Genomic DNA, 21640 nt, shown 5'->3' with positions numbered 1-21640 from the left:
TCATTGCCCTTCCCGTCTGCTCCTGTCTTCCGCTTCGCGAGCCCGCAGCACGCACCGTTGCACCTTGCCGGTGGTGGTCATCGGCAGCGCTGCGACGAATTCTATCGCTTTCGGCGTCTCGTAGGGAGCCAGATGCTGCCGCACCTGCCGCTGCAGTTCGTCGACCAGCGTCGGCGATCCCATGACGCCCGGCTGCAGGACGACGAAGGCCTTGACCAGAGTTCCCCGCAGCGCATCCGGGATTCCGATGACCGCGCAATTGGCAACCGCCGCGTGCTTGAGCAGGCAGTTCTCGATTTCGGCCGGGCCAATGCGATAGCCGCCGCTGTTGAAGACATCGTCGGCGCGTCCCTGGTACCACAGGTCGCCCGCTTCGTCGATTTTCGCCAGATCGCCGGTCAACCCCCAGCCGTCGCCGACAAACTTCTCCGCCGTCGCCTGCGGATTCTGCCAATAGCCGAGCATGATCACCGGATCGGCCTCGCCGTTGCACTGGCGATGCACGGCGACCTCGCCGAGTTCGCCCGCCGGCAGGACATTGCCTTGCGCATCGACGACGGCCACGCGGTGCCCCGGATAAGCGCGGCCCATGGCGCCGGGCCTGGCTGGCCAGCGCGACGCGCAATTGCCGACGACGTAGTTCATTTCGGTCTGCCCGAACATCTCGTTGATCGTCACTCCGAGCTTTTCCCTGGCCCAGTGGAAGACCGCTTCGCCGACCGGCTCGCCGGCACTCATGAGGCTGCGCAGATCGAGATCGTAATGCGCTCGCGGCTCGGGAACGGCCTTCATCATCATCTTCAACGCGGTGGGAAAAAGGAAGCTGTTGCGAATGCCGTACTTTTCGATCAACGCAAACGCCTTGCCGGCGTCGAAACGGCCTTTGTAAGCGAGCAGGGGCATTCCGAAGTGCCAGGTCGGCAAGAGCACGTCCCACAGACCGCCGGTCCACGCCCAGTCGGCCGGCGACCAGAACATGTCGCCCGGCTGCGGGAAGAAGTCGTGCGAGCAGGCGTAACCGCTGAGGTTGCCAAGTAGCGTCCGGTGCGCCATCAGCGCGCCCTTCGGCTTGCCGGTGGTGCCGCTGGTGTAGATGATCATTGCCGGGTCGTCGGCGGCGGTAAGCATTGGCGTGTAGCGCGGAGACGCGTGCTCGAGCACCTCTGCCCACGGCTTTACGCCGTTGCCGAGCGCCGCACCAACGCCGATCACGTGCCGCAACTGCGGCAGGCGGTCGCGCAGGGCGAGCAATTTCGGCAGCGAGTCGGCATCGACGATGGCCACGTGCGCACCCGAGTCGCCAAGCCGGTATTCGAGGGCGTCCGGCCCGAACAGATGCGACAGCGGAACCGCCAGCGCGCCCATCTGGTAAATGGCGACATGGGCGATCGCCGTTTCCGGGCATTGCGGCAGGACGATGGCGACGCGATCACCGGCCAGCGTGCCGAGTGCGGCGAGGACGTTGGCCAGCCGGTTGGCCTGGCCTTGAATGTCCCAGAAGGTGTGCGCCGAAGTGAAGCCGCTTTCATCCTCGTAGTACAGCGCAAAGCGACTGCGCTCGGCAGCCCAGCGGCCACAGACATCGACCGCGATATTGAAGGCCTGCGGAACCTGCCAGCGAAAGTTCTCGCAAAGCGCCGCGTAGCCGCCGCTCAGACTATTGATTTCCATGGCTTCCCCGTTTCGGCAGAACCGGCCGCTGTCCGAGCGACCGTTTCAGGCGCCGACGTTCAAACGCTCGTCGATGAGCTCGATCCAGTGCCGCACCGGCACCTTGCTGCCACTTTGCAGATGCGTCTGACAGCCGATATTGGCGGTCACCAGGAGCGCCGGCGACGCGGCGTTCATCGCCGCCAGCTTGTTGTCGCGCAACTGCCCGGCGAGCACCGGCTGACTGATCGAATAGGTCCCCGCCGAGCCGCAGCACAGGTGCGGATCGGCGACCGGCGCAAGGCGATAGCCGGCCGCCGTGAGCAAGGCCTCGACGACGCCGCGAATCTTTTGCGCGTGTTGCAGCGTGCAGGGCGAGTGGAAGGCGACGCGCTCGCCGCTATCGGCACCGGCCTGGCGCAGCAGGGCGGCCAGCGGCTCCTGCTCGGCGGCCAGGACTTCGCAAGCGTCGCGCGTCATGGCGGCGATCCGGGCGGCCTTGTCGGCGTAGGCCGGATCGTCTTTCAGCAGGTTGCCGTACTCGCGCACGTGCTCGCCACAACCCGAGGCGGTCATCACGAAACCCTCGACACGACCGCTCTCGACGTCCGGCCACCAGGCGTCGATCACCTGCCGCATGTCGTCGAGCGCCTTCTCCTGCGCGTGCAGGTGGTAGCGCAGCGCACCGCAGCAGTTGGCCGCCGGCGCCTCGATCAACTCGATCCCCAGGCGGTCGAGAACGCGCGCCGTCGCGGCGTTGGTGTTCGGCGTCAGGATCGGCTGCACGCAACCGGCCAGGGCAATCATCCGCCGCTTGTGCCCGGCGCGCCGCGGCCACGGCCGGGCCGCCCCGCCCGCCGCCAGCGGCACCTTTTCGGCCAGCGCCGCGGGCAGCAAGGGGCGCATCAGCTGGCCGATGGCCACCGCCGGCCTGAAGATCCAGCGCCGCGGCAAGGCTTCGCAGAGCAGGAAGCGGGTCGCGCGCACGACCAGCGGCCGTGGCACGCGCTCTTCCATGACCTCGCGGCCGATTTCGAGCAGGCGGTGATAGCGAACGCCCGACGGGCAGGTTGTCTCGCAAGCGCGGCAACTCAGGCAGCGATCGAGATGAAGCTGTGTCGTTTGGCTGACCGCCTGCCCTTCGAGCATCTCTTTGATCAGATAGATCCGCCCGCGCGGCCCGTCGAGCTCGTCGCCGAGCAACTGGAAGGTCGGGCAGGTCGCGGTACAGAATCCGCAGTGCACGCAGGTGCGCAGAATCGCGTCGGCCTCGCGCCCGGCCGGCGTGTCCTTGATGAAATCGGCAAGATTGGTTTGCATGGTCAGCGCACTCTCATAGTCCCGGATACATCCGGCCGCGGTTGAAAACGCCTTGCGGATCGAAGGCGCGCTTGAGCTGGCGATGAATCCGCAGCAGCGGCGCCGGCAGCGGCTGGAAAACGCCTTCCGAAGCCTTCAGGGCATGGTCAGCGCGAAACAGCGTCGCGTGCCCACCGGCCCTGGCCGCCGCAACCCGGATCGCCCGTCCGTCGCCCTCGCGCAACCAGCGTTGTGCGCCGCCCCACTCGATCAGCGTCGAGCCGGGAAGCGGCTGCGGTGGCGCGACAGACGGTAACGACAAGCGCCACAGGGGCGCGTCACCGGCAAAGAAGGCGTAGGTCTGCTCGCGCAGCGACTCCCAGAACGCTGTCGCCAGGCCAGCGGCCAGTTCCTCACCGCCGAGGTGTCGCTGCGCGGCGGCGACCGCAGCGGCGGCTCCGGAAAGACGCAGCGTCAGCACGCCCTGGTGCCAGGCCGACGCCGAAATCGGCAACGGCCGGCCACCCCAGGCGTTGAGCTTGCCCAGCGCCGCCGCCTCGTCGATGGAGAAACGCAGGCTCTTCTCGGCGACGGGTAGCGGCAGCACCTTGAGCGAAACCTCGAGCACGATGCCGAGCGTGCCGAGGCTGCCGGCGAACAGGCGGGCGACGTCGTAGCCGGCGACGTTCTTCATCACCTGCCCGCCGAAGGAGAGCACTTCGCCAGAACCATTCAGAACCTTGACGCCAAGAACGTAATCGCGCAGCGCGCCGACGGCCTGCCGACGAGGTCCGGAGAGGCCAGCGGCGAACATCCCGCCAACGGTCGCCGAGGCGCCGAAGTGCGGCGGCTCGAAGGGCAGCCACTGCCCTTTTTCGGCAAGCGCCGCCGCCAGTTCGCGCAGCGGCGTACCGGCGCGCGCGGTGACCACCAGCTCGGTCGGTTCGTAGGCCACGATGCCACGGTGGCCGCTGACTTCGAGGACTTCGCCCTGCTCCGGGCAGGCATAGAAGGCCTTGCTGCCACCGCCACGAATGGCCAGGCTGCGGCCGGCACTTGCCGCGTCGGCGACGCGACCGATCCAGTTTTCGATCAATCCTTCCATCACGACCTCGGTGAAGTGGCGCTGCCGACGCGGGCCAGGGTGTACTCGCGGCAGCGGGCGAGCGTCGGAACGCCCTTGCCGGGGTTGAGCAGCCCGTGCTCGTCGAAGGCCTCTTTGAGACGGTGAAAGGCGGCGATTTCGGCCAGACTGAACTGCTCGGCCATGACGTCGACCTTTTCGATACCGACGCCGTGCTCGCCGGTGATCGTGCCGCCGAACTTCACCGACAGTTCGAGGATCGCGGCGCCGAAGGCCAGCGCTCGATCGAGTTCGCCCGGCTGGTTGGCGTCGTACATGATCAGCGGATGCAGGTTGCCGTCGCCGGCGTGAAAAACGTTGGCACAACGCAAGGCATATTTCTCCGACAGGCGGTTGATGGCGTCGAGCATCTCGGCCAGACGCTTGCGCGGAATCGTCCCATCCATGCACAGGTAGTCGGGCGTCATCCGCCCGACCGCCGGAAACGCCGCCTTGCGCCCGGCCCAGAAGCGCAGGCGCTCGGCTTCATCCTGCGAAACGCGAATCCCCGAGGCGCCGCTTTGCTCGAGAACCGCCGTCATCCGGCCGATCTCTTCGGCAACCTCTTCGGGAGTCCCGTCCGACTCGCAGAGCAGAATTGCCGCGGCGTCCATGTCGTAACCCGCGTTGACGTAGGGTTCGACGGCGTGGATCGCCTTCCGGTCCATCATTTCCAGCCCGGCCGGGATGATGCCGGCGGCAATGATGCCGGCGACCGCGTCGCCCGCCTGCCGCACGTCGCCAAACGACGCAATCACCACCTGCGCCAGTTCCGGCTTCGGCGTCAGCCTGACGGTCACCTCGGTGATCACCGCCAGCAGGCCCTCGGAGCCGTTCATCAGCGCCAGCAGGTCGTAGCCGGGGGCGTCGAGTGCGGCATTGCCGAACTCGACGATCTCGCCGTCGATCGTCAGCCCGCGCACGCGCATGACGTTGTGCACGGTCAGGCCATACTTCAGGCAATGCACGCCACCGGCGTTCTCGGCAACGTTGCCGCCAATCGTGCACGCGATCTGCGACGACGGATCGGGCGCGTAGTAGAGCGCGTACGGCGCAGCCGCTTCGGAGACCGACAGATTGCGCACGCCGGGCTGGACGACCGCCGTACGCGACACGGGATCGACGCTGATGATCTTCTTGAGCTTGGCCAGCGAGACGACCACCCCGTCCCGGTGCGGCGTCGCCCCGCCGGAAAGGCCGGTCGCGGCCCCACGCGCCACCACCGGCACCTTCAAGGCATGACAGACCTTGAGGATCGCCTGCACCTGCGCCTCGTCGGCCGGCAGGGCAACGATCAACGGCAGCTGCCGATAGGCGGTGAGGCCGTCACACTCGTAAGGGCGCATCTCTTCTTCCTCGACCAGCAGCGCCTGCTCTGGCAGTACCGCGCGCAGGCTGGCGATCAAGGCCTGCCGGTCAACCGTGAAACGCCGATCGGCGACGCTACTCTCGATGCTCATCTGCAGTCCTCGCAGCAAGAAGGGAACAAAGGTGCCGAGGCCACGGCGCTCACGCAGAGGGCAGGCCTCATCGGCGCTCGGCGGCTCGCCCGCTGACCAGATCGTCGGCCAACACGATACCGACGCGCCGGGCAGCGCAACGTACGTGTTCGTGGGAATGACGGCGCGCGCGTGCGGGCTCGCCGGCGGCGACCGCCGCGAAAATCAGGCGGTGCTCGGCCTGCGCCTCCTCCGGCAAGGCGCCATTGCGACCCGGCATGGTCCAGGCCAGGCGACGCGACTCGGAGAAATGCCGGCCAAGGAATTCCACCAGGCGACGCGTATAGCTGTTGTGGGTGGCGGCGGCGATCGCCAGGTGAAAATCGTCGTCGGCTTCGGAACCATCGCTGCCGCTGGCCAGCGCGTCGTCCATGGCGTGCAGGAAGCACTCGATGGCGACAATGTCGGCGGGCAGGCGACGACGGGCGGCAAGTTCGGCAATCGAGCTTTCGATCATCGCCCGCAACTCGAAGATTTCCCGCAATTCGACCAGCGCCGGGCCGTCTCCCTGCCAGAACCTGAAATTCAGGCTTTTCGGCACCAGGGCGACGAAAGCGCCCGCGCCCTGCCGCGTCTCGACGCGACCGTCGGCCTTGAGGCGTGCCACCGCCTCACGAATCACGGCACGGCTGACGCCGAAGGTTTCGGCCAGCGCTTTCTCGACCGGCAACTGCTCACCCGGCTTGATCTCCCCGCGCGCGATCTGCCCTTCAAGGGCAATCGACACTTCCTCGCTGAGACGCGGCCGGCGGACAATTCTCTTCGTCTCGATGCGCTTTAGTTCATTGGTGAGCATGGCAATCCAGTTGTCTGACAACTTCGCAGCAGCATACTACAAGCGGCGGCCGATGCAACGCCTGCGGCTGCCGGCAGGACCCCCGCACATTGACCGCACGCTCGGCAACAGGCGCCGAGCTTGGCCGGCGTACCCTCCGAGTTGCGGGGCGGCTCGACCGTTGCGGCCATTCTGCTACAATCGCCCGCTCGCTGCGCCCGTGCCGGGCCCCTCTGCAAGCCACCGCTGGCGGAGGCCAACGAACCATCGAGGTAACCGAATGTCCGCCATCGTTCATCATCTGAATCGCGTCTTGCCCGGACTGATGCCTCTGGTCAGGTATCGTGCCGCCGACTGGCCACACGATATTCGCGCCGGCCTGTCGGTGGCCGCGGTGGCCATCCCGATCGCCATCGCCTACGCGCAACTGGCCGGTTTCAGCCCGTCGACCGGCCTCTATGCCTCGATCCTGCCGATGGTCGTGTACGCCTTCGCCGGCACCTCGCGGCAGCTGATCATCGGCCCCGACGCGGCGACCTGCGCGATGCTCGCGGCGGTGATCGCGCCACTGGCTGCGGGCAACAGCGGCCATTACCTCTCGTACAGCATCGCGCTCACCCTGCTCACCGGCATCTTCTGCCTGTCGGCAAGCTTTCTTCGCCTTGGCGGCCTGGCCGATTTCCTCGCCCGACCGATCATCATCGGTCTGCTCAACGGCGTCTCGCTGTCGATCATGATCGGTCAGGTGGGCAAGGTTCTCGGCAGCAAGCCGGAGGCCACGCGCTTCTTCAAACAGCTGATGGAAATCCCGCATCTGGTGATCACCGCCCACTGGCCGACAGTCGTCCTGTCAATCTGCTGCGCCGCAGTGATGTTCTTCCTGCCGCGCTACACGAAAGTCATTCCAGCGTCTCTGGTGACCATGGCCCTTGCCGGCCTGGCGGCGTTCGCGTTCGGGCTCGACAACTTCGGCGTCGCGCTGATCGGCCCGGTGGCCGCCGGCTTGCCGGATCTGGTCATCCCGGAGTTGCACCTCGACGTCGTCGGCGAGCTGGCTGCCTCGGCGGCGGGACTGGCCCTGGTGTTGTTTACCAGCGGCATGCTCACCGCGCGCAGCTTCGCCGAGCGCAACGGCTACGACATCGACGTGGACCGCGAATTCGCTGCCTTCGGCCTGGCCAACATTGTCTCGGCGCTGTCGCAAGGCTTTGCCGTCACCGGCGCCGATTCGCGCACCGCGGTCAGCGACGCCAACGGCGGTCGCACGCAGATGGTCAGCATCGTCGCCGCGCTGGCGATTTCCCTGCTCCTGCTGGTCGGAACGGGATCGCTGGCGTGGTTGCCGATACCCGCTCTGGGGGTCGTCCTGCTCTTCGCCTCGTGGCACCTGCTCGACTTCCAGGTCTTCAAGCGCTACCAGTTGATCGAGCGCTCGGCGGTGCTCCTCGGCGTGATCACCATGCTCGGCGTACTTGCTTTCGGGGCGATCAAGGCCATCATGCTGGCCGTGACCCTGGCCCTGCTGATGTTCATCCGTCGCGTCGCGCGCCCGGACTGCGAGGAACTGGTCAATGTGCGCGGCCGGGCGGGGCTCTACAACCACAAGCTGTTTCCCGACGCGGCGACGATCGACGGCCTGCTGCTGCTGCGCTTCTGTGGCCCGCTGGTCTTCTTCAATGCCAATCATTTCCGTGCCGAAGTGCATCGCGCGATCGCCCGCCAGCGGGTACCCGTCGAACGCGTGGTCCTCGACATGATCGCCATGACCGACGTCGACATCACCGGCATCGACACCCTGGGGCGACTCGATAGCGAACTGGCGGCGAAGGGCATCACGCTGGTTCTGGCGGGAAGGCAGGTCGAATTCGAGCAATGGCTGAAGGCCACCAAACACCCCGACGAGGCACTGCAGCAGCGCGCGTTCCCGACCATGCGCCAGGCCGTTCGCCATTGGCGCGGGCGCGATGGCAGCCGCGTCGTCGCCGACGAGGCTGAAGACACCGGCGGGGTAACGGCGGGCGGGGAAGAGAGCGAGTCGGCAGGCGAGCCGCCGGTCGTGCCGAGCACGCGATAAGCGGCCGGCAGTCGCCACGCCGGCCGCTTATCGCGGACGGCGGCCGAGCGGTGGGTCAGCCGGCCTTCTCGTTTTCCAGGGCCTTCGCCGTGATGTGTTCGTAAAGCTCCATCAGCCGTGCGGCCAGCGCGTGATACTCCGGATGCCTCTCCACCATCGGCTTGAGGTCCTGCGTGTCGGCGAAAACGCGCTCGAGAAAGGCGATGTCCATGTCGTCAAGCCGCGCCCCCGCATCGACCTTGTCTTTCAGGTCGATGGCACGAGGCAGACGTTCCTTTTCCAGACGTTCCAGCACCACTTCCGCCAGACCCCGATCTTCCGCTTCCTGATTCATCGCTTCCTCCTTCTCCGGTGGTGGCGCCAATGCGGCCACTGTCGCGGTGGATAATGCCAGCTCAGGCGAACACAAGGCAAGCGCTGGCACGCGCCATCGCCAAGCACGGCCAGAAGGACGCGGCCCGTCGCCGGGAAGTGCCTCGCCGGTACCGGCACGGATCACACGCCGTTACACAACAGGGACAGAGCTCCAACAGATCGTCGGCGGGCGATTCGGTACTCTTCGTCCTGTCGCTGCCGCGCTCCCCTCCCCCTCCCCGCGCGGCAGTGATCGCAGCACCCGGCCCGCCCAGACTCTCCCTCTGTGCGGGCCGTTCCCTTTCTGGCAAGCTGTGCGGCAATTGAGCTGCCGGGCCAGCGACGGCGACGTCGCCGGGCCGCGCACGCAATCCGACGCAGCTCCTGCAAAAGTCGTGGAGTGATGATGATGAACCGATGGACTAGCACAGCGGCGTGCCTGCTGTCTTCACTGGTACTGGCCTTCGCACCGGCGGGCGCCGCCGCCCGACAAGCAACGGCAGCAACACTGCCGGCGGGGGTCGAAAAGCTGAGTACCGTCGAAGGGATCAGCGAGTATCGCCTGACCAACGGCCTGCGCTTCATCCTCTTTCCGGACACCGCCAAACCGACGGCTACGGTCAATGTGACCTATCTCGTCGGTTCGCACGACGAGAACTACGGCGAGACCGGCATGGCCCACCTGCTCGAACACCTGATCTTCAAGGGATCGAAGAACTTTCCCGATCCAACCAGGGAGTTCAAGGCGCGCGGTTTCCAGATCAACGGCACGACCTGGCTCGACCGAACCAACTACTATGTCACCTTCCCGGCCAGCGACGATAACCTCAAATGGGCGCTTGGCTGGAGCGCCGACGCGATGGTCAACTCGTTCATCGCCAGGAAGGATCTCGATAGCGAGATGAGCGTCGTGCGCAACGAGTTCGAGATGGGGGAAAACAGTCCGAGCCGGGTAATGATGAAGCGCCTGCAATCGCTTCTCTTCGACTGGCACAACTACGGCAACAACACCATCGGCGCGCGCAGCGACATCGAGAACGTTCGCATCGAGAACCTGCAGACCTTCTATCGGAACTTCTATCAGCCCGACAACGCGGTCCTGACGGTGGCCGGAAAATTCGACGAACAACAGGCGATGAAATGGATTGTCGCCAGCTTCGGCAAGCTGGCAAAGCCGACCCGCACGCTGGCCAAGCAATGGACCGTCGAGCCGACGGCGGACGGCGAGCGCGAGTTCGTCGTCCGCCGCAAGGGTGAGGTGCAACTGCTGACCCTGGCCTATCGCACGCCATCCAGCCTGCACGCCGACTCCGAAGCAGTGAGCATGGCCGGCGAGATTCTTGGCGACACGCCGAATGGTCGCCTCTACCAGGCGCTGGTTCAGCCGGGCCTGGCGGCGCAGGTTTTCGCCTATACCATCGATGCCCGTGAGCCCGGTTTCGTGGTTTTCGGCGCGCTGGTCAACAAGGGCGAATCGCTGGACCGCGTCCGCGAAAAGATGATCGAAGCCATCGAAGGCGGCTTCGCTCGCCAGCCGGCGACTGAGAGCGAGCTCGGCCGCGCCGTCGAACAGGCGCGCACCGCCTACGAGCGCGCGCTGGCCAACCCGGAGGTATTCGCCGTCATGCTTTCGGAGTACATCGCGCTCGGTGACTGGCGACTGTTCTTCTACTCCCGTGACCAGCTCGACCAGATCAGGCCGGCGCAGGTCGATGCGGCCGCCGCGAAGTACTTCGTGCGTGACAATCGCGTGCTTGGCAGCTTCATCCCCGAGGATTCGCCGCAGCGCGCCGAGATCCCAGCGGCGCCAACTGCGGCAAAGCTGCTGGCCAACTACAAGGCCAGCGAAAAGGGCGACGCCGGCGAGGCCTTCGACGCTTCGCACGAGAACATCAACCAACGCTCGCGACGGCCGAGCGTCGGCGAGCTGCAAGTGGCGCTGCTGGCGAAAAAGAATCGTGGCCAGACGGTCAACGTGGCGATGAGCTTCCGCTGGGGCGATGAACACACGCTGCGCAATCGCGACATGGCGGGCGCACTGACCATGGCCATGCTCAGCCGCGGCAGCGAGCAACTGACCCGCCAGCAAATCGCCGACGAGTTCACCCGCCTGAAAATCCGCGGTGGCCTGACGCAATTCGAGACCAGACGCGACGAGCTACCCGAAGCGCTCAGGCTGGCCGCGCAGCTGCTCAGACAACCGAGCTTCCCGGCGAGCGAGTTCGACGAGCTGAAGCGGCAGACGCTGACCGCACTGAAAGCTCAGCTCGACGATCCGCAGATGCTCTCCAGTGACGCACTGGCCGCTCATTTCAACACCTACCCGCCTGGCGACCCGCGCTACCACGCGCAACTCGCCGAGCGTATCGAACAGCTGCAGGCGACGACGCTCGCCGATGTCGTCGCCTATCACCGCGAGCTGATGGGCACTGCCCGCGGTGAGATCGCCATCGTCGGCGACTTCGATGAAGCGGCGATCACCGCGGAACTCAGGCAGCTCTTTCCGGATTACGTCTCGCGATCACCCTACGCCCGCGTCGATCGGGAGTTTCGGGAAGTGGCGGCGCAGCGCATCGCCATCGACACCCCCGACAAGGAAAACGGCTACGTGCGCGCGCGTCTCGATCTGCCGCTGCGCTTCGACGACGAAGACGCACCGGCGCTCTACGTGGCGAACAACATATTTGGCGGCAGCAGCGGACTGTCAAGCCGGCTGATGGATCGCCTGCGCCAGAAAGACGGCCTCAGCTACAGCGCGGGCTCGTCGCTGTCGATGGGAATGCGGGAGAATCTGTCGACCTGGTCCTTTGCCGCCATGGCCGCGCCACAGAACCTGGCTCGCGCCGAGCAGGCCTTCCTCGAGGAGCTGACTCGCGCCCGCCGCGACGGCTTCACGGCCGACGAGGTCGCCGAGGCGAAGAAGGGAATCCTCGAAGCACGCGCGGTCGCTCGCTCGCAGGACAGCGCGGTCGCTGCACGCTGGATTTCGCTGCTCGACCTCGGCCATGACTGGCTGTACTCGAAGGACTTCGAGACACGGGTGATGGCGCTGACCCCGGAGCAGGTCAACACCGCCTTCCGCAAGTACATCGACCCCGGGCAGCTGACGCTGGTCGTCGCCGGCGACGCCCGCAAGGGAAAGGAAAACTGACGCCGGCGACCGCGGCTCACCGGGCCAGGCGGCCAAGATGGCGGCGCCTTGCGAACCCGCTGACTATTTTTTCAGACTGTCACGAATCTCGCGCAGGAGCAGCACCTCCTCCGGTGGCGCGGCGGGGGCTGCCGGCGGCTCGTTGCGCTTCAGGCGATTCACCTGCTTGATCATCATGAATATGATGAAGGCAAGAATGACGAAGTTGACCAGAATGGTCAGGAAATTGCCGTAGGCGAAGACGGGAACCTGTGCCTTCCTCAGCGCGTCCAGCGTCGTCGCGACGCCTTCCGGCACCGTGCCCAGGACCAGGAACATGCCCGAAAAATCGAGCTTGCCGCCCATGATGAGCGCCACCACCGGCATGATCAGATCGGCGACGACGGATTCGACGATCTTGCCGAAGGCACCGCCGATGATCACGCCGACGGCGAGATCCATGACGTTGCCCTTCATCGCGAACTCTTTGAACTCCTGCATCATGCTCATCATTTCTCCTTTGTCTTGGGCCAGGAAGGCGCATCGTGTGGCCACTGTGGGGTCATCGGCGAATGCTTGTCAAACGCCGCGCAGTCTTTCGCCGGCGGCGGCCAGCGTCGCCTCCTGCTTGGCGAAACAGAAACGGACGACGCGCTCGTCGTGACCGTCGTGATTGAATACGGACACCGGAATCACCGCCACACCCACCTCGCGGGTCAGCCAGCGGGCAAACTCCTGGTCGGGAAGGTCGGAAATGGCGCCGTAACGCGCCAGTTGGAAGTAGGTGCCGCGACAGGGCAGCAGCTCGAAGCGCGAAGCGCCGAGCTGGCGGCGAAAGAAGTCGCGCTTCCCTTCGTAGAACGCGGCCAGGCCGAGATGCCGCGAGGCGTCGCGCATGTACTCGGCAATCCCCAGCTGGCAGGGCGTGTTGACCGTAAACACGTTGAACTGATGGACCTTGCGAAACTCGCGCATCAGTTCGCGAGGACCCAACACGTAGCCGATCTTCCAGCCGGTGATGTGATAGGTCTTGCCGAAAGACGACACGACGATGCTGCGCGCGGCCAGTTCGGGATGTGCGGCGACGCTCTCGTGCCGGGCGCCGTCGAAAACGATGTGTTCATAGACCTCGTCGGCCAGGAGCACGATGTTCGTATCGCGCGTCAGTTCGGCCAGGGCCGCGAGATCGTCGGCGTCGAACAGGCTGCCGGTGGGGTTGTGCGGCGAATTGATGATGATCATCCGCGTGCGCGGGCTGAGCAGCGAACGGACCTGCTCCCAGTCCGGCCGGTAGTCCGGGAAGCGCAGCGCCGCGTAAACGGCCTTCCCACCAACCGTTTCGATCGCCGGCACGTAGCTGTCGTAGACCGGCTCGAAGACGATCACCTCGTCGCCGCCGCGCACGAAGGCGGCGATCGCCGTGAAGATCGCCTGCGTGGCACCGGCGGTCACCGTGATTTCGTCTTCGGCGTCGCAGTCGGCGCCATAGAGCGCCGCCACCTTGTCGGCGATCGCCGTGCGCAGTTCGGCCACGCCCGCCATTGGCGGATACTGGTTGCGCCCCGCGCTCATCGCCTGCAGGGTGGCGTCGAAAAGCGCCGCTTCGGCCTGAAAATCGGGAAACCCCTGCGACAGGTTGATCGCGCCGCAGTCGGCGGCGAGCTTCGACATCACCGTGAAGATGGTGGTCCCGACCCAGGGAAGTTTCGAGTCGATGGCGACTGGGGACTGGCGCATGGCGATCCGCGACAGCCGCGGCGGAGAGTGAGCAAGGGCGTAGTTTAGGGGCCCCACGGCGATCAAACAAGGCACCGCCGCTGCAGGCCGGCGAGCCATCGGGCGGGCGGTCGCCGCCAGCCGCGCTGGTCGTTGGCAAGGCGATCTGCTAGCATTTGCCGGTCGCCGTTTTCATCGTCATTCCCCGGCAACCACCATGGCCACCGCGAATACCCTCTGGCGCAGCCTTGCCGCCACGGCTCTCGTCCTCGTGCTGAGCACCGGCCACGCCCGCGCAGCGGAAGCACCGCCGCCTCTGCCGGCGCTGGGCGCCGAATTGAGCGGCCTGACCGTCTCCGGCATCTCGTCGGGGGCGTTCATGGCGGTGCAGTTTCAGGTCGCGCACGCGCAGCTGGTCAGCGGCGCCGGCGTAATCGCGGGCGGCCCGTATTACTGTGCCGAAGGATCGATCCGGCGAGCGCTCACCCAGTGCATGGCGCCCTCGTGGTGGGCAGCGCTGCCGTCGCTGGACGAACTGCGCGCCAGGGCTGAAGCAATTGCCGGCGCGGGCCGCATAGATCCTCTGGAGCACCTGAGCGACGACCGCGTGTGGCTGTTCTCAGGCGGCAGGGACAGCATCGTTGACACCACGGTGATGGAGCGGCTGGCCGCTTTCTATGGCCAGTGGATAGCCCCGTCGGCGATTCGCTTCGTCAAGCTGCCGGAGGCCGGGCACGCCATGATTTCGATCGTCGCCCCGGCAGCCAATCCCTGCGGCAGCGAGCAATCGCCGTTCATCAACCGCTGCGGCGACTTCGACGCCGCCGGCGAGATGCTCGGCTATCTGCTGGGCCGACTACGGCCGGCGGCATCGACCCTCAGCGGCGAAATGCTGCGCTTCGATCAGGGCGCCTTCGTCGCCGGCAAAGCGATCGACGCCGGACTGGCAGACGCCGCTTACGCTTTCGTGCCGCAGGCCTGCCACAGCAATGCCTGCAGGGTGCATGTCGTCTTCCATGGCTGTCGTCAGAGCACGGCGCAGATCGGCCGCCGCTTCGTCGATGGCGCCGGCTACAACCGCTGGGCGGACAGCAATCGCATCATCGTCCTCTATCCGCAGGTGGAACCGCGCTATGGCCTGGCGCTCGGATCCTGGCAGTGGCTGAACAATCCCTTCGGCTGCTGGGACTGGTGGGGCTATTCGGGCAGCGACTACGCCACCCAGGGTGGCGTGCAGATCAAGGCCGTGCGCGCCATGCTCGAAAGACTGGCGGCGCCCCGCCAGCCACAGGCCGACCCCGCGGCACGCCAGCCCTGAGCGCGCAGCGCGCCGCCGGCCCGGATCAGGGGGGAGGAATGCGCAGCATCTGGCCGGGATAGATCCTGTCCGGGTGACCGAGCATTGGCTTGTTGGCCTCGAAGATGAGCATGTACTTGTTCGGATTGTCGTAGTGCAGCTTCGAGATCTTCGACAGATTGTCGCCGGCGACCACGGTGTAGAAGAGGGCTTCCGGCGCGCTCTGGTCGACCGAAAGCATGTCGTTGACCCGGGCGACGCCGCTGACGTTGCCACAGCACAGGAGGACTTTCTCCTTGCTGGTCTGATCAGCGGCGACACCGAAAACGGTCGCCGCCCCACTGCCACCGTCAAAGGTCACGGTCAGCCCGGTTACCGTCAAGCCCTGCGCGTTGACGTAAGCCTCAATGGCATCGCCAGCGACACGGTTCATCTGGTCCAGTTTGGCTTTGGCCGCATCGTCGTTGGGCGCATTGGTCACCGCATCCGACGCGACTTGTGCATCCTGGGAGCGAAAAAGCTTCTCGCCTGCTTCCTTGACGAAATCGAAAAGGCCCATGCTGATTCCTCCGGTTGAGCGACGCCCGGTGGCGCCGGAAAGTGACTTGGCGGTGGTTTGACGACGGTCGGCAAACGGCAGCGAGTCTAGCACTTTCTCCCGCCTTGGCAAGCCAGCGGCAGCGCCCCCCCACGGCACAACGCCCGGCGGGCCGGGCGTTGCCTTGTTGCGCGCAAACCGTAGGCTCAACCGTAACGGCCTTCGATATAGTCGGAGGTCTCCTTGTGTAGCGGTGTCACGAACATTTGCTCGGTAAGCGCATGCTCGACCACCTTGCCCATCAACATGAAGATGCATTCCTCGCTGGCACGACGGGCCTGCGCCATGTTGTGGGTGACGATGAGTATTGTGTACTGGCCGCGCAGTTCCCAGAGCAACTCCTCGACCGCTTCGGTACCCTTCGGATCGAGGGCCGAACAGGGCTCGTCCATCAGCAACAGCTTCGGCTTCACGGGTAGCAGACGAGCGATACACAGCTTCTGCTGCTCTTCCAGCGACAGCTCGGTCGCCTTGCGCTTGAGTCGATCCTTGACCTTGTCCCACAGCAACACGGTGCGCAGGGACTCCTCGACGATTTCGTCCGCAGTGCCCTGGTGTACGTCACCGCCGCCCTTGGCGTGCAGACGGTGACTGAAAAGAATATTGTCGCGAATCGAAATGGGCAGCGGATTGGGACGCTGGAAAACCATCCCCACCTGCTTGCGCACCTGGATCAGTTCGACGCCCGGGTCGTAGATATTCTGGCCCATGACGTCGATACTGCCCTCGATGCGCACGTAGCCGAGACGCTCGTTGATGCGGTTGACGCTGCGCAGATAGGTACTCTTGCCACATCCCGAGGGCCCGATCATCGAGGTGATCATGCCCTGGCGGACGCGCAGGTCCACGTCGTACAGAGCCTGGAAAGTTCCGTACCAGAGGTTCAGTTTTTTGGTATCGATCGCGTATTCTGGAACTGGCTGCTGCAGAGCAGCGGCTTGGACGGCGGTCATCTCGTTATGTCCTTCGTTGGCATTCAAGTCAATTCAGTGGCAAGCGGCGTCGCCTGGCGCGAAAGCCGGCGCCCGGCCGCCGCGGCAACAGGGCGCCAGCTAGGCAGCCGGGCTCAGCCGAATCGTCCCTCTACGTAGTCGCGGGTGCGCCGATCCTTCACCTCACCGGTGAACAGATCCTCGGTCACGCCGACCTCGACGCACTCGCCATTCAGGAAGAACGCCGTGCGGTCGGCCAGGCGCCGCGCCTGCTGCACCAGGTTGGTGACCAGGATGATGGTCACCTCCCGGCGCAGCTCCTTGAGCACATCTTCGATGCGCATCGTGGTCACCGGGTCGACGGCAATCGAGAACTCGTCGAGCATCAACAGATCGGGCTCCTGCGACAAGGCCCGGGCGATCGTCAGGCGCTGCTGCTGGCCGCCGGAAAGCAGGCTGCCAAGCGCATGCAGACGATCCTTGACCTCGTCCCAGAGGGCCGCTCGCGTCAGACAGCGCTGCACGATCACGTCCAGCTCGGCCTTGTTCTTGATCCCCCGCAGGCGCGGCGACAGGGCAACGTTCTCATAGACCGTCATCGGCAGGCCGACCGGCAGCGGAAAGACGACACCGATGCGACTGCGCAGCGCATAGACGTTTTTCAGGTGGCGGGTATCGAGTCCGTTGAAGCGGATTTCGCCGGCCACGTGCATTCCCGTGTTGAAGACGTCCATGCGGTTGACCGCCTTGAGGAACGAGGTCTTGCCGGCATTGGCGGGGCCAATGATGCCGAAGATCTCGTGCTCGCGAATCTCCAGGTTGACGTCCTTCAACGCCGCTGCCTTGCCGTAACTGATGGTCAGGTCCTTGACCGCCAGCTTGATCCGCGGCGCCGCGGAAGCGGCGCCGTCCTGACCGGCAAGCTCCACTCGTTCGAGAGCGCTTTGACTTACCATTTCTTCTTCCCCCTGAGCCACATGCGAAACGCGATCGACGCGCTGTTCATCAGCAACACCAGTCCGATGAGGACCAGAGCGACGCCGAACGGGACCTCCTCGGCGATGCCCGGAACCTGGGTCGCGGCGACGAACAGGTGCAGCGACAAGGCCATGGTCTGGTCAAACACGCTTTGCGGCAGGAAGGGCGTGAAGAACACCGCGCCGGTGAACATGATCGGTGCGGTCTCGCCGGCGGTGCGCGAAACCTCGAGGATCACGCCGGTCAGGATGCCGGTGATCGAGTTCGGCAGCACCACCTTGCGGATGGTCTGCCAGCGCGTCGCTCCCATGTTCCAGCAGGCCTCGCGAAACGCCAGCGGCACCGACTGCAGCGATTCTCGGGTGGCGACGATGACCACGGGCATGGTCATCACCGCCAGCGTCATGCTCGCTGCCAGAATGCTCGTCCCGAACTTGAAGAAGATGACGAAGGCGCCGAGCCCGAACAGGGCATGCACGATCGACGGCACGCCGGCCAGGTTGATGATCGCCAGATTGATCACCCGCGTGAACCAGTTGTCGCCGGCGTACTCGCTGAGGTAGATGGCCGCGAAGATGCCGATCGGAACCGACAGCAAGAGGGCGACCATCACCAGCCAGACGGTGCCCAGCAGCGCTGGCAGCACGCCGCCGGTACGCATGCCGTCGGTCGGCGCGGTAAACAGAAACTCCCAGGAGATCGCCCCGCCGCCCTTGTGGATCAGGGTTCCGAGAATGATCAGTACCGGCGCAATCAACATCAGGGTCATCAAACCGAAGAGCATTCGATAGAGGCTCTGGACCCTGGCATTACGGTGATTCAGGCTGCTCGCCTGGAACAGGGCTGCGTTGGCAGTTGTCATTTTCTACCCCTTGCGAATTCCGCGCACGATCAGATCGGCGGTCAGGTTGACGGTGAAGGTGACCAGGAAGAGCAGAATGCCGATGGTGAACAGCGCCTGATAGTGCTCGCCGCCCACCACCGTTTCACCCAGCTCCGCGGCGATGGTGGCGGTCAGCGCGCGCACCGAGTCGAAGACGCTGTCGGGAATATTGACCGCGTGTCCGGTGGCCATCAGAACGGCCATCGTCTCCCCGAAACCACGTCCGACACCGAGCAGAACGCCACCGAGGAGGCCGTTCTTGGCCGCCGGCAGCACCACCTTGTAGGTCACCTGCCAGCGCGTCGCGCCCATCGCCTCGGCAGCTTCGCGGTAGCGATCGGGAACCGCCTTGAGCGCATCCTCGGCGATCGAGGTCATGATCGGCGCGGCCATCAAACCAAGGATGATGCCCGCGTTGAGCACGCACAGACCCACCGGCACGTCGAACCACTTGATGATCAATGGATTCATGATCACCAGGCCGATGAAACCCCAGACCACCGACGGAATCGCCGCCAGCAGTTCGACCAGCACTTTCAGCGTTTCGCGCGTCTTGCCGCTGGCAAACTCGGCGATGTAGATCGCCGCGCCGAGCGAAAAAGGCACGGCGACCAGCATCGCCAGACCGGTGACGCTGGCCGTCCCGGCCATCAACGCCAGGATCCCGTATTCGGGGTCGTCGGCGTCGCTCGGGAACCAGTACGGCGTGAGAAAGAACTCGCGGACGTTCATGTGGTGGAAGATGAAGCCGACACCTTCCTTGAAGACGAAGATGAAGATTCCCAGGACGAAGACGATCGCCGAGATGCCGCAGAGGAACACAAGGCCCTGAACCGCCTTGTCTACGTACCAGTCAGAATCGCGACGATCGAACGCGCCCGCCCCCCCGGCAGCCACAGCGGCGCCGGGTACAGTGTTGCTGTTGGCCATGTCAGTCGGCCTCCTCGCCCCGCAGGGTGGTCATCAGGCTGCTCACCTGCATGGCGATCTCGCGCGTCAGCGCCTCGTAGCGCTCGCGCTGCTGGTCGCCCGTAAGCTCCGCGGCTACGGGACCGCCGACGTCCCACTCCAGCGCCGCGGTGTGGAACGGAATGTTTTCGACGTAGGACTTGACCGGACCCTGCAGGCTGACGATGACGTGAAAATCGGCAAGATCGCGAAGGCTCAGGTTGATTGCTTTTGACTGATGGCGGGCCAGATCGACACCGCTCTCCTGCAGCAGGCTGACCACCTCCGGCGCCGTCGTACCGGCGCGACGGCCGAGGCTGCGGAATTCGCCCCCCTCGGGGAAATTCTTGCGGGCGACGGTCTCGGCAATCGGACCGAGGACGCTGTTGTCCTCGTCGAGGAAGAGGATGCGAAAGACCTTGCTCGCCTTGGTCTGCCCGGTGACCGCGAATACCGTCTCCTCGCAGATGTTCTTGGCCTGGTCGGAAACGCGCTCGAGCGAATTGAAAACGCCCAGGTAGGCGAAGAGATCCTCGATGCTGAAGTTTTCCCCTTCGGTGACCAGATCGGCGAAGACGACGTCGAAGGTCCGCTCGACCTGATCGGCCATGATCATCGTCGCCCTGGCCTTCTCGGCGTTGCCGTCGATGAAGGCGCAAACCGCCTGCTTGAACATCTGCCGTGACTCGCCGGCAAGCAGTTCGACCTCGCGCTTGATCAGCGCGTCAGGCCGCTTGGCCAGATGCACCGACTCGCGGGCGATGGTCACCGCGTAGTCGCCGACGCGTTCGAGCGCGACATTGGCGTGAATCATCGCCGTCATCAGGCGCAGATGCCCGGCGCTTGGCAGATGGACGCCGATGAAGGCGTGGCACATCTTGTCCAGCTTGCGGTTTTCGGCGTTGATCCGCTGATCGCCCAGGACGGTTGCGTAGGCCAGTTTGTCGTCTCCGGTGAGCAGCGCGCGCACCGCCGTGCCGAGGGCCTCGTCGACGCGCTTGGCCAGCAGGGTCGCTTGTTGTTTGATTCGGGACAGGTCTCTCTCGAGACGTTCTTCATAATGGCTCATCGGTTGCGGCTCCCCACAGCGCTAACGGACAACAGGTTGCAGAACGGGCACGGGAACGGCAGCGTCCCCGTGCCCGGCATCAAGAATGGATTACTTGCAGGTGACTTTCTTGATCGGCGCGTAGCCTTCCTTGGCCACGATGCACTGGCCGACGTCGCTCTTGATCCAGTCCATGTACTTCTTGGTATCGGCCTTCGGCTGACCATCGGTGTACATGAACAGCGGACGGGCGATCGGGTAGGTGCCGTCGAAAGCGGTATCCTCGGTCGGCTTGACGCAGGGCTTGCCTTTCTCGGGTGCGATGCACAACGCCTTCAGGTGGTCGGTGGCGTAGGCCAGGCCGCTGTAGCCGATCGCGCAAGGCGTCTTCTCGACCAGGTCGGCAACGTCCTTCGAGCCGTGCATGTCCAGCGTTCCCTGGCGGAACTTGCCCTTCTCACCGAGAACGGCCTCCTGGAAGTAGGCGTAGGTTCCCGAGTTGTTCTGCCGGCTGACGACGACGATCTCGTCCTTGCAACCCGGAATGGTGATTCCCAGATCGCTCCACTTGGTCGCTCCGCCGCCGCGTCCGTAGATCTTGGCCAGGTCGGTGATGGTCATCGAATCGCCGGGGAAGTTCTTGTGTACGAAGATGGCCAGGGCATCGTAGCCAACGACGTGCTCGACCGGATCGTGGCCCTTGGCCTTGGCCTCGGCGATTTCCTTGTCTTTCATCTTGCGGCTGGAATTGGCGATGTCCACGGTGCCGTTGATCATCGCTGCAATACCGGTGCCCGAACCGCCGCCGGAAACGGCAACGGCCACATTCGGATTGATCTTGCCGTATTGCTCGGCCCACGACTGGGCAACGTTGACCAGGGTATCGGATCCCTTGTTCTGGATCTCGGTGCGTGCGGAAACAGCGCCGGAAGCAAGGGCGCCGGCGACGGCAAGACTGACGCTCAACAACATCGATTTCGAAGTCATTTGGGATTCTCCAAGGGTGGGAAATTTTTTGAAGTCTCTAGATGCAGATCAAAGACTTCAGTGCGACGGAAAGCATTTGAGGGACAAAGACTATCAGAAAAATTTTGTCTGACAAGCCCCACAGGTGCAGGAAATAATAATAAAAATTGGCCTGACCAATAACCGGCGCAAGTTTTTTCGACAAGCCCGCAAGAACATGCCAAACGCGTACTTCAAAAACTTCAAGGAAAGCACAACAGCTCAGAGTTGTTATTCAACATGCTGTTTTTGCGCATGTTTCTTATTGCCGACCGATGCTTTATGCATGTTTATTGGCCGGCAACTGCTGCGCCCAGGAATCTTAAGCCGA

General features: G+C 64.7%; 18 protein-coding genes. 3 read left to right on the top strand and 15 right to left on the bottom strand.

What is annotated here, in order from left to right:
- From QZ613_RS15920 to QZ613_RS15900, 5 genes are all read right to left on the bottom strand, one after another.
- The gene (locus tag QZ613_RS15920; RefSeq protein ID WP_291983167.1) at positions 1-1671 is read right to left on the bottom strand and encodes an AMP-binding protein; all 1671 of its coding nucleotides are present in this window, start codon (positions 1669-1671) and stop codon (positions 1-3) included.
- Between the two features lie 45 nt (positions 1672-1716).
- Entirely contained in the window at positions 1717-2970 is a 1254-nt protein-coding gene (gene glcF, locus QZ613_RS15915) for a glycolate oxidase subunit GlcF (RefSeq protein WP_291983166.1), read from the bottom strand.
- Between the two features lie 13 nt (positions 2971-2983).
- On the bottom strand, positions 2984-4054 hold the full coding sequence (glcE, locus tag QZ613_RS15910) for a glycolate oxidase subunit GlcE (RefSeq protein ID WP_291983163.1): 1071 nt from the start codon (positions 4052-4054) through the stop codon (positions 2984-2986).
- On the bottom strand, positions 4054-5532 hold the full coding sequence (locus tag QZ613_RS15905; protein WP_291983162.1) for an FAD-linked oxidase C-terminal domain-containing protein: 1479 nt from the start codon (positions 5530-5532) through the stop codon (positions 4054-4056). Before QZ613_RS15905 ends, glcE begins: the two co-directional genes overlap by 1 nt.
- A gap of 67 nt (positions 5533-5599) precedes the next feature.
- Positions 5600-6367: a FadR/GntR family transcriptional regulator gene (locus tag QZ613_RS15900; protein WP_043567354.1), complete on the bottom strand. Its 768-nt coding sequence runs from the start codon at positions 6365-6367 to the stop codon at positions 5600-5602.
- Positions 6368-6626: 259 nt separating this feature from the next.
- Here QZ613_RS15900 and QZ613_RS15895 point away from each other — a divergent pair, with 259 nt between their 5' ends.
- Positions 6627-8420, top strand: a complete 1794-nt coding sequence (locus QZ613_RS15895) for a SulP family inorganic anion transporter (RefSeq protein ID WP_291864259.1) — start codon at positions 6627-6629, stop codon at positions 8418-8420.
- Between the two features lie 55 nt (positions 8421-8475).
- Here QZ613_RS15895 and QZ613_RS15890 read toward each other — a convergent pair whose 3' ends face one another.
- Entirely contained in the window at positions 8476-8754 is a 279-nt protein-coding gene (locus QZ613_RS15890; protein WP_043567355.1) for a hypothetical protein, read from the bottom strand.
- Between the two features lie 429 nt (positions 8755-9183).
- Between QZ613_RS15890 and QZ613_RS15885 the strand changes: the two genes are divergently transcribed.
- Complete coding sequence (locus tag QZ613_RS15885) at positions 9184-11925, top strand: pitrilysin family protein (RefSeq protein WP_291983160.1); 2742 nt, start codon at positions 9184-9186, stop codon at positions 11923-11925.
- 63 nt (positions 11926-11988) lie between these two features.
- Here QZ613_RS15885 and mscL read toward each other — a convergent pair whose 3' ends face one another.
- Entirely contained in the window at positions 11989-12414 is a 426-nt protein-coding gene (mscL, locus tag QZ613_RS15880) for a large conductance mechanosensitive channel protein MscL (protein WP_291864264.1), read from the bottom strand.
- Positions 12415-12483: 69 nt separating this feature from the next.
- Entirely contained in the window at positions 12484-13641 is a 1158-nt protein-coding gene (locus tag QZ613_RS15875) for a pyridoxal phosphate-dependent aminotransferase (protein ID WP_291983158.1), read from the bottom strand.
- Between the two features lie 196 nt (positions 13642-13837).
- On the opposite strand from QZ613_RS15875, the gene QZ613_RS15870 reads away from it, so the two are divergent.
- Positions 13838-14938 carry a poly(3-hydroxybutyrate) depolymerase gene (locus tag QZ613_RS15870; RefSeq protein ID WP_043567362.1) on the top strand — a complete coding sequence of 367 codons (1101 nt, stop codon included), beginning with the start codon at positions 13838-13840 and terminating at the stop codon, positions 14936-14938.
- A gap of 25 nt (positions 14939-14963) precedes the next feature.
- Here the strand turns inward: QZ613_RS15870 and lysM are convergent, their stop codons facing one another.
- The 7 genes from lysM to QZ613_RS15835 form a co-directional block, all read right to left on the bottom strand.
- Positions 14964-15476: a peptidoglycan-binding protein LysM gene (gene lysM, locus QZ613_RS15865; RefSeq protein ID WP_043567363.1), complete on the bottom strand. Its 513-nt coding sequence runs from the start codon at positions 15474-15476 to the stop codon at positions 14964-14966.
- A 185-nt stretch (positions 15477-15661) separates the two neighbouring features.
- Positions 15662-16468, bottom strand: coding sequence for a phosphate ABC transporter ATP-binding protein (locus QZ613_RS15860; RefSeq protein WP_043567416.1), 807 nt, complete (start codon positions 16466-16468; stop codon positions 15662-15664).
- Between the two features lie 113 nt (positions 16469-16581).
- Positions 16582-17403 (bottom strand): phosphate ABC transporter ATP-binding protein, encoded by an 822-nt coding sequence (locus QZ613_RS15855; protein ID WP_291864269.1) that lies wholly within the window; start codon positions 17401-17403, stop codon positions 16582-16584.
- The gene (gene pstA, locus QZ613_RS15850) at positions 17397-18287 is read right to left on the bottom strand and encodes a phosphate ABC transporter permease PstA (protein WP_291864271.1); all 891 of its coding nucleotides are present in this window, start codon (positions 18285-18287) and stop codon (positions 17397-17399) included. The genes QZ613_RS15855 and pstA overlap by 7 nt, the downstream gene beginning before the upstream one ends.
- Positions 18288-18290: 3 nt before the next feature.
- Positions 18291-19238, bottom strand: coding sequence for a phosphate ABC transporter permease subunit PstC (pstC, locus tag QZ613_RS15845; protein ID WP_043567365.1), 948 nt, complete (start codon positions 19236-19238; stop codon positions 18291-18293).
- Position 19239: 1 nt separating this feature from the next.
- Complete coding sequence (locus QZ613_RS15840; RefSeq protein ID WP_043567367.1) at positions 19240-20325, bottom strand: PhoU domain-containing protein; 1086 nt, start codon at positions 20323-20325, stop codon at positions 19240-19242.
- A gap of 90 nt (positions 20326-20415) precedes the next feature.
- Positions 20416-21291 carry a phosphate ABC transporter substrate-binding protein gene (locus QZ613_RS15835; RefSeq protein ID WP_043567368.1) on the bottom strand — a complete coding sequence of 292 codons (876 nt, stop codon included), beginning with the start codon at positions 21289-21291 and terminating at the stop codon, positions 20416-20418.
- Between the last annotated feature and the right edge of the window lie 349 nt (positions 21292-21640).

The organism is Candidatus Accumulibacter sp. ACC005 (assembly GCF_907163215.1).
Lineage (GTDB): Bacteria > Pseudomonadota > Gammaproteobacteria > Burkholderiales > Rhodocyclaceae > Accumulibacter > Accumulibacter regalis.
Note: the sequence above shows the minus strand (reverse complement) of the source record. Positions and strands in the feature narration are given on the sequence as shown.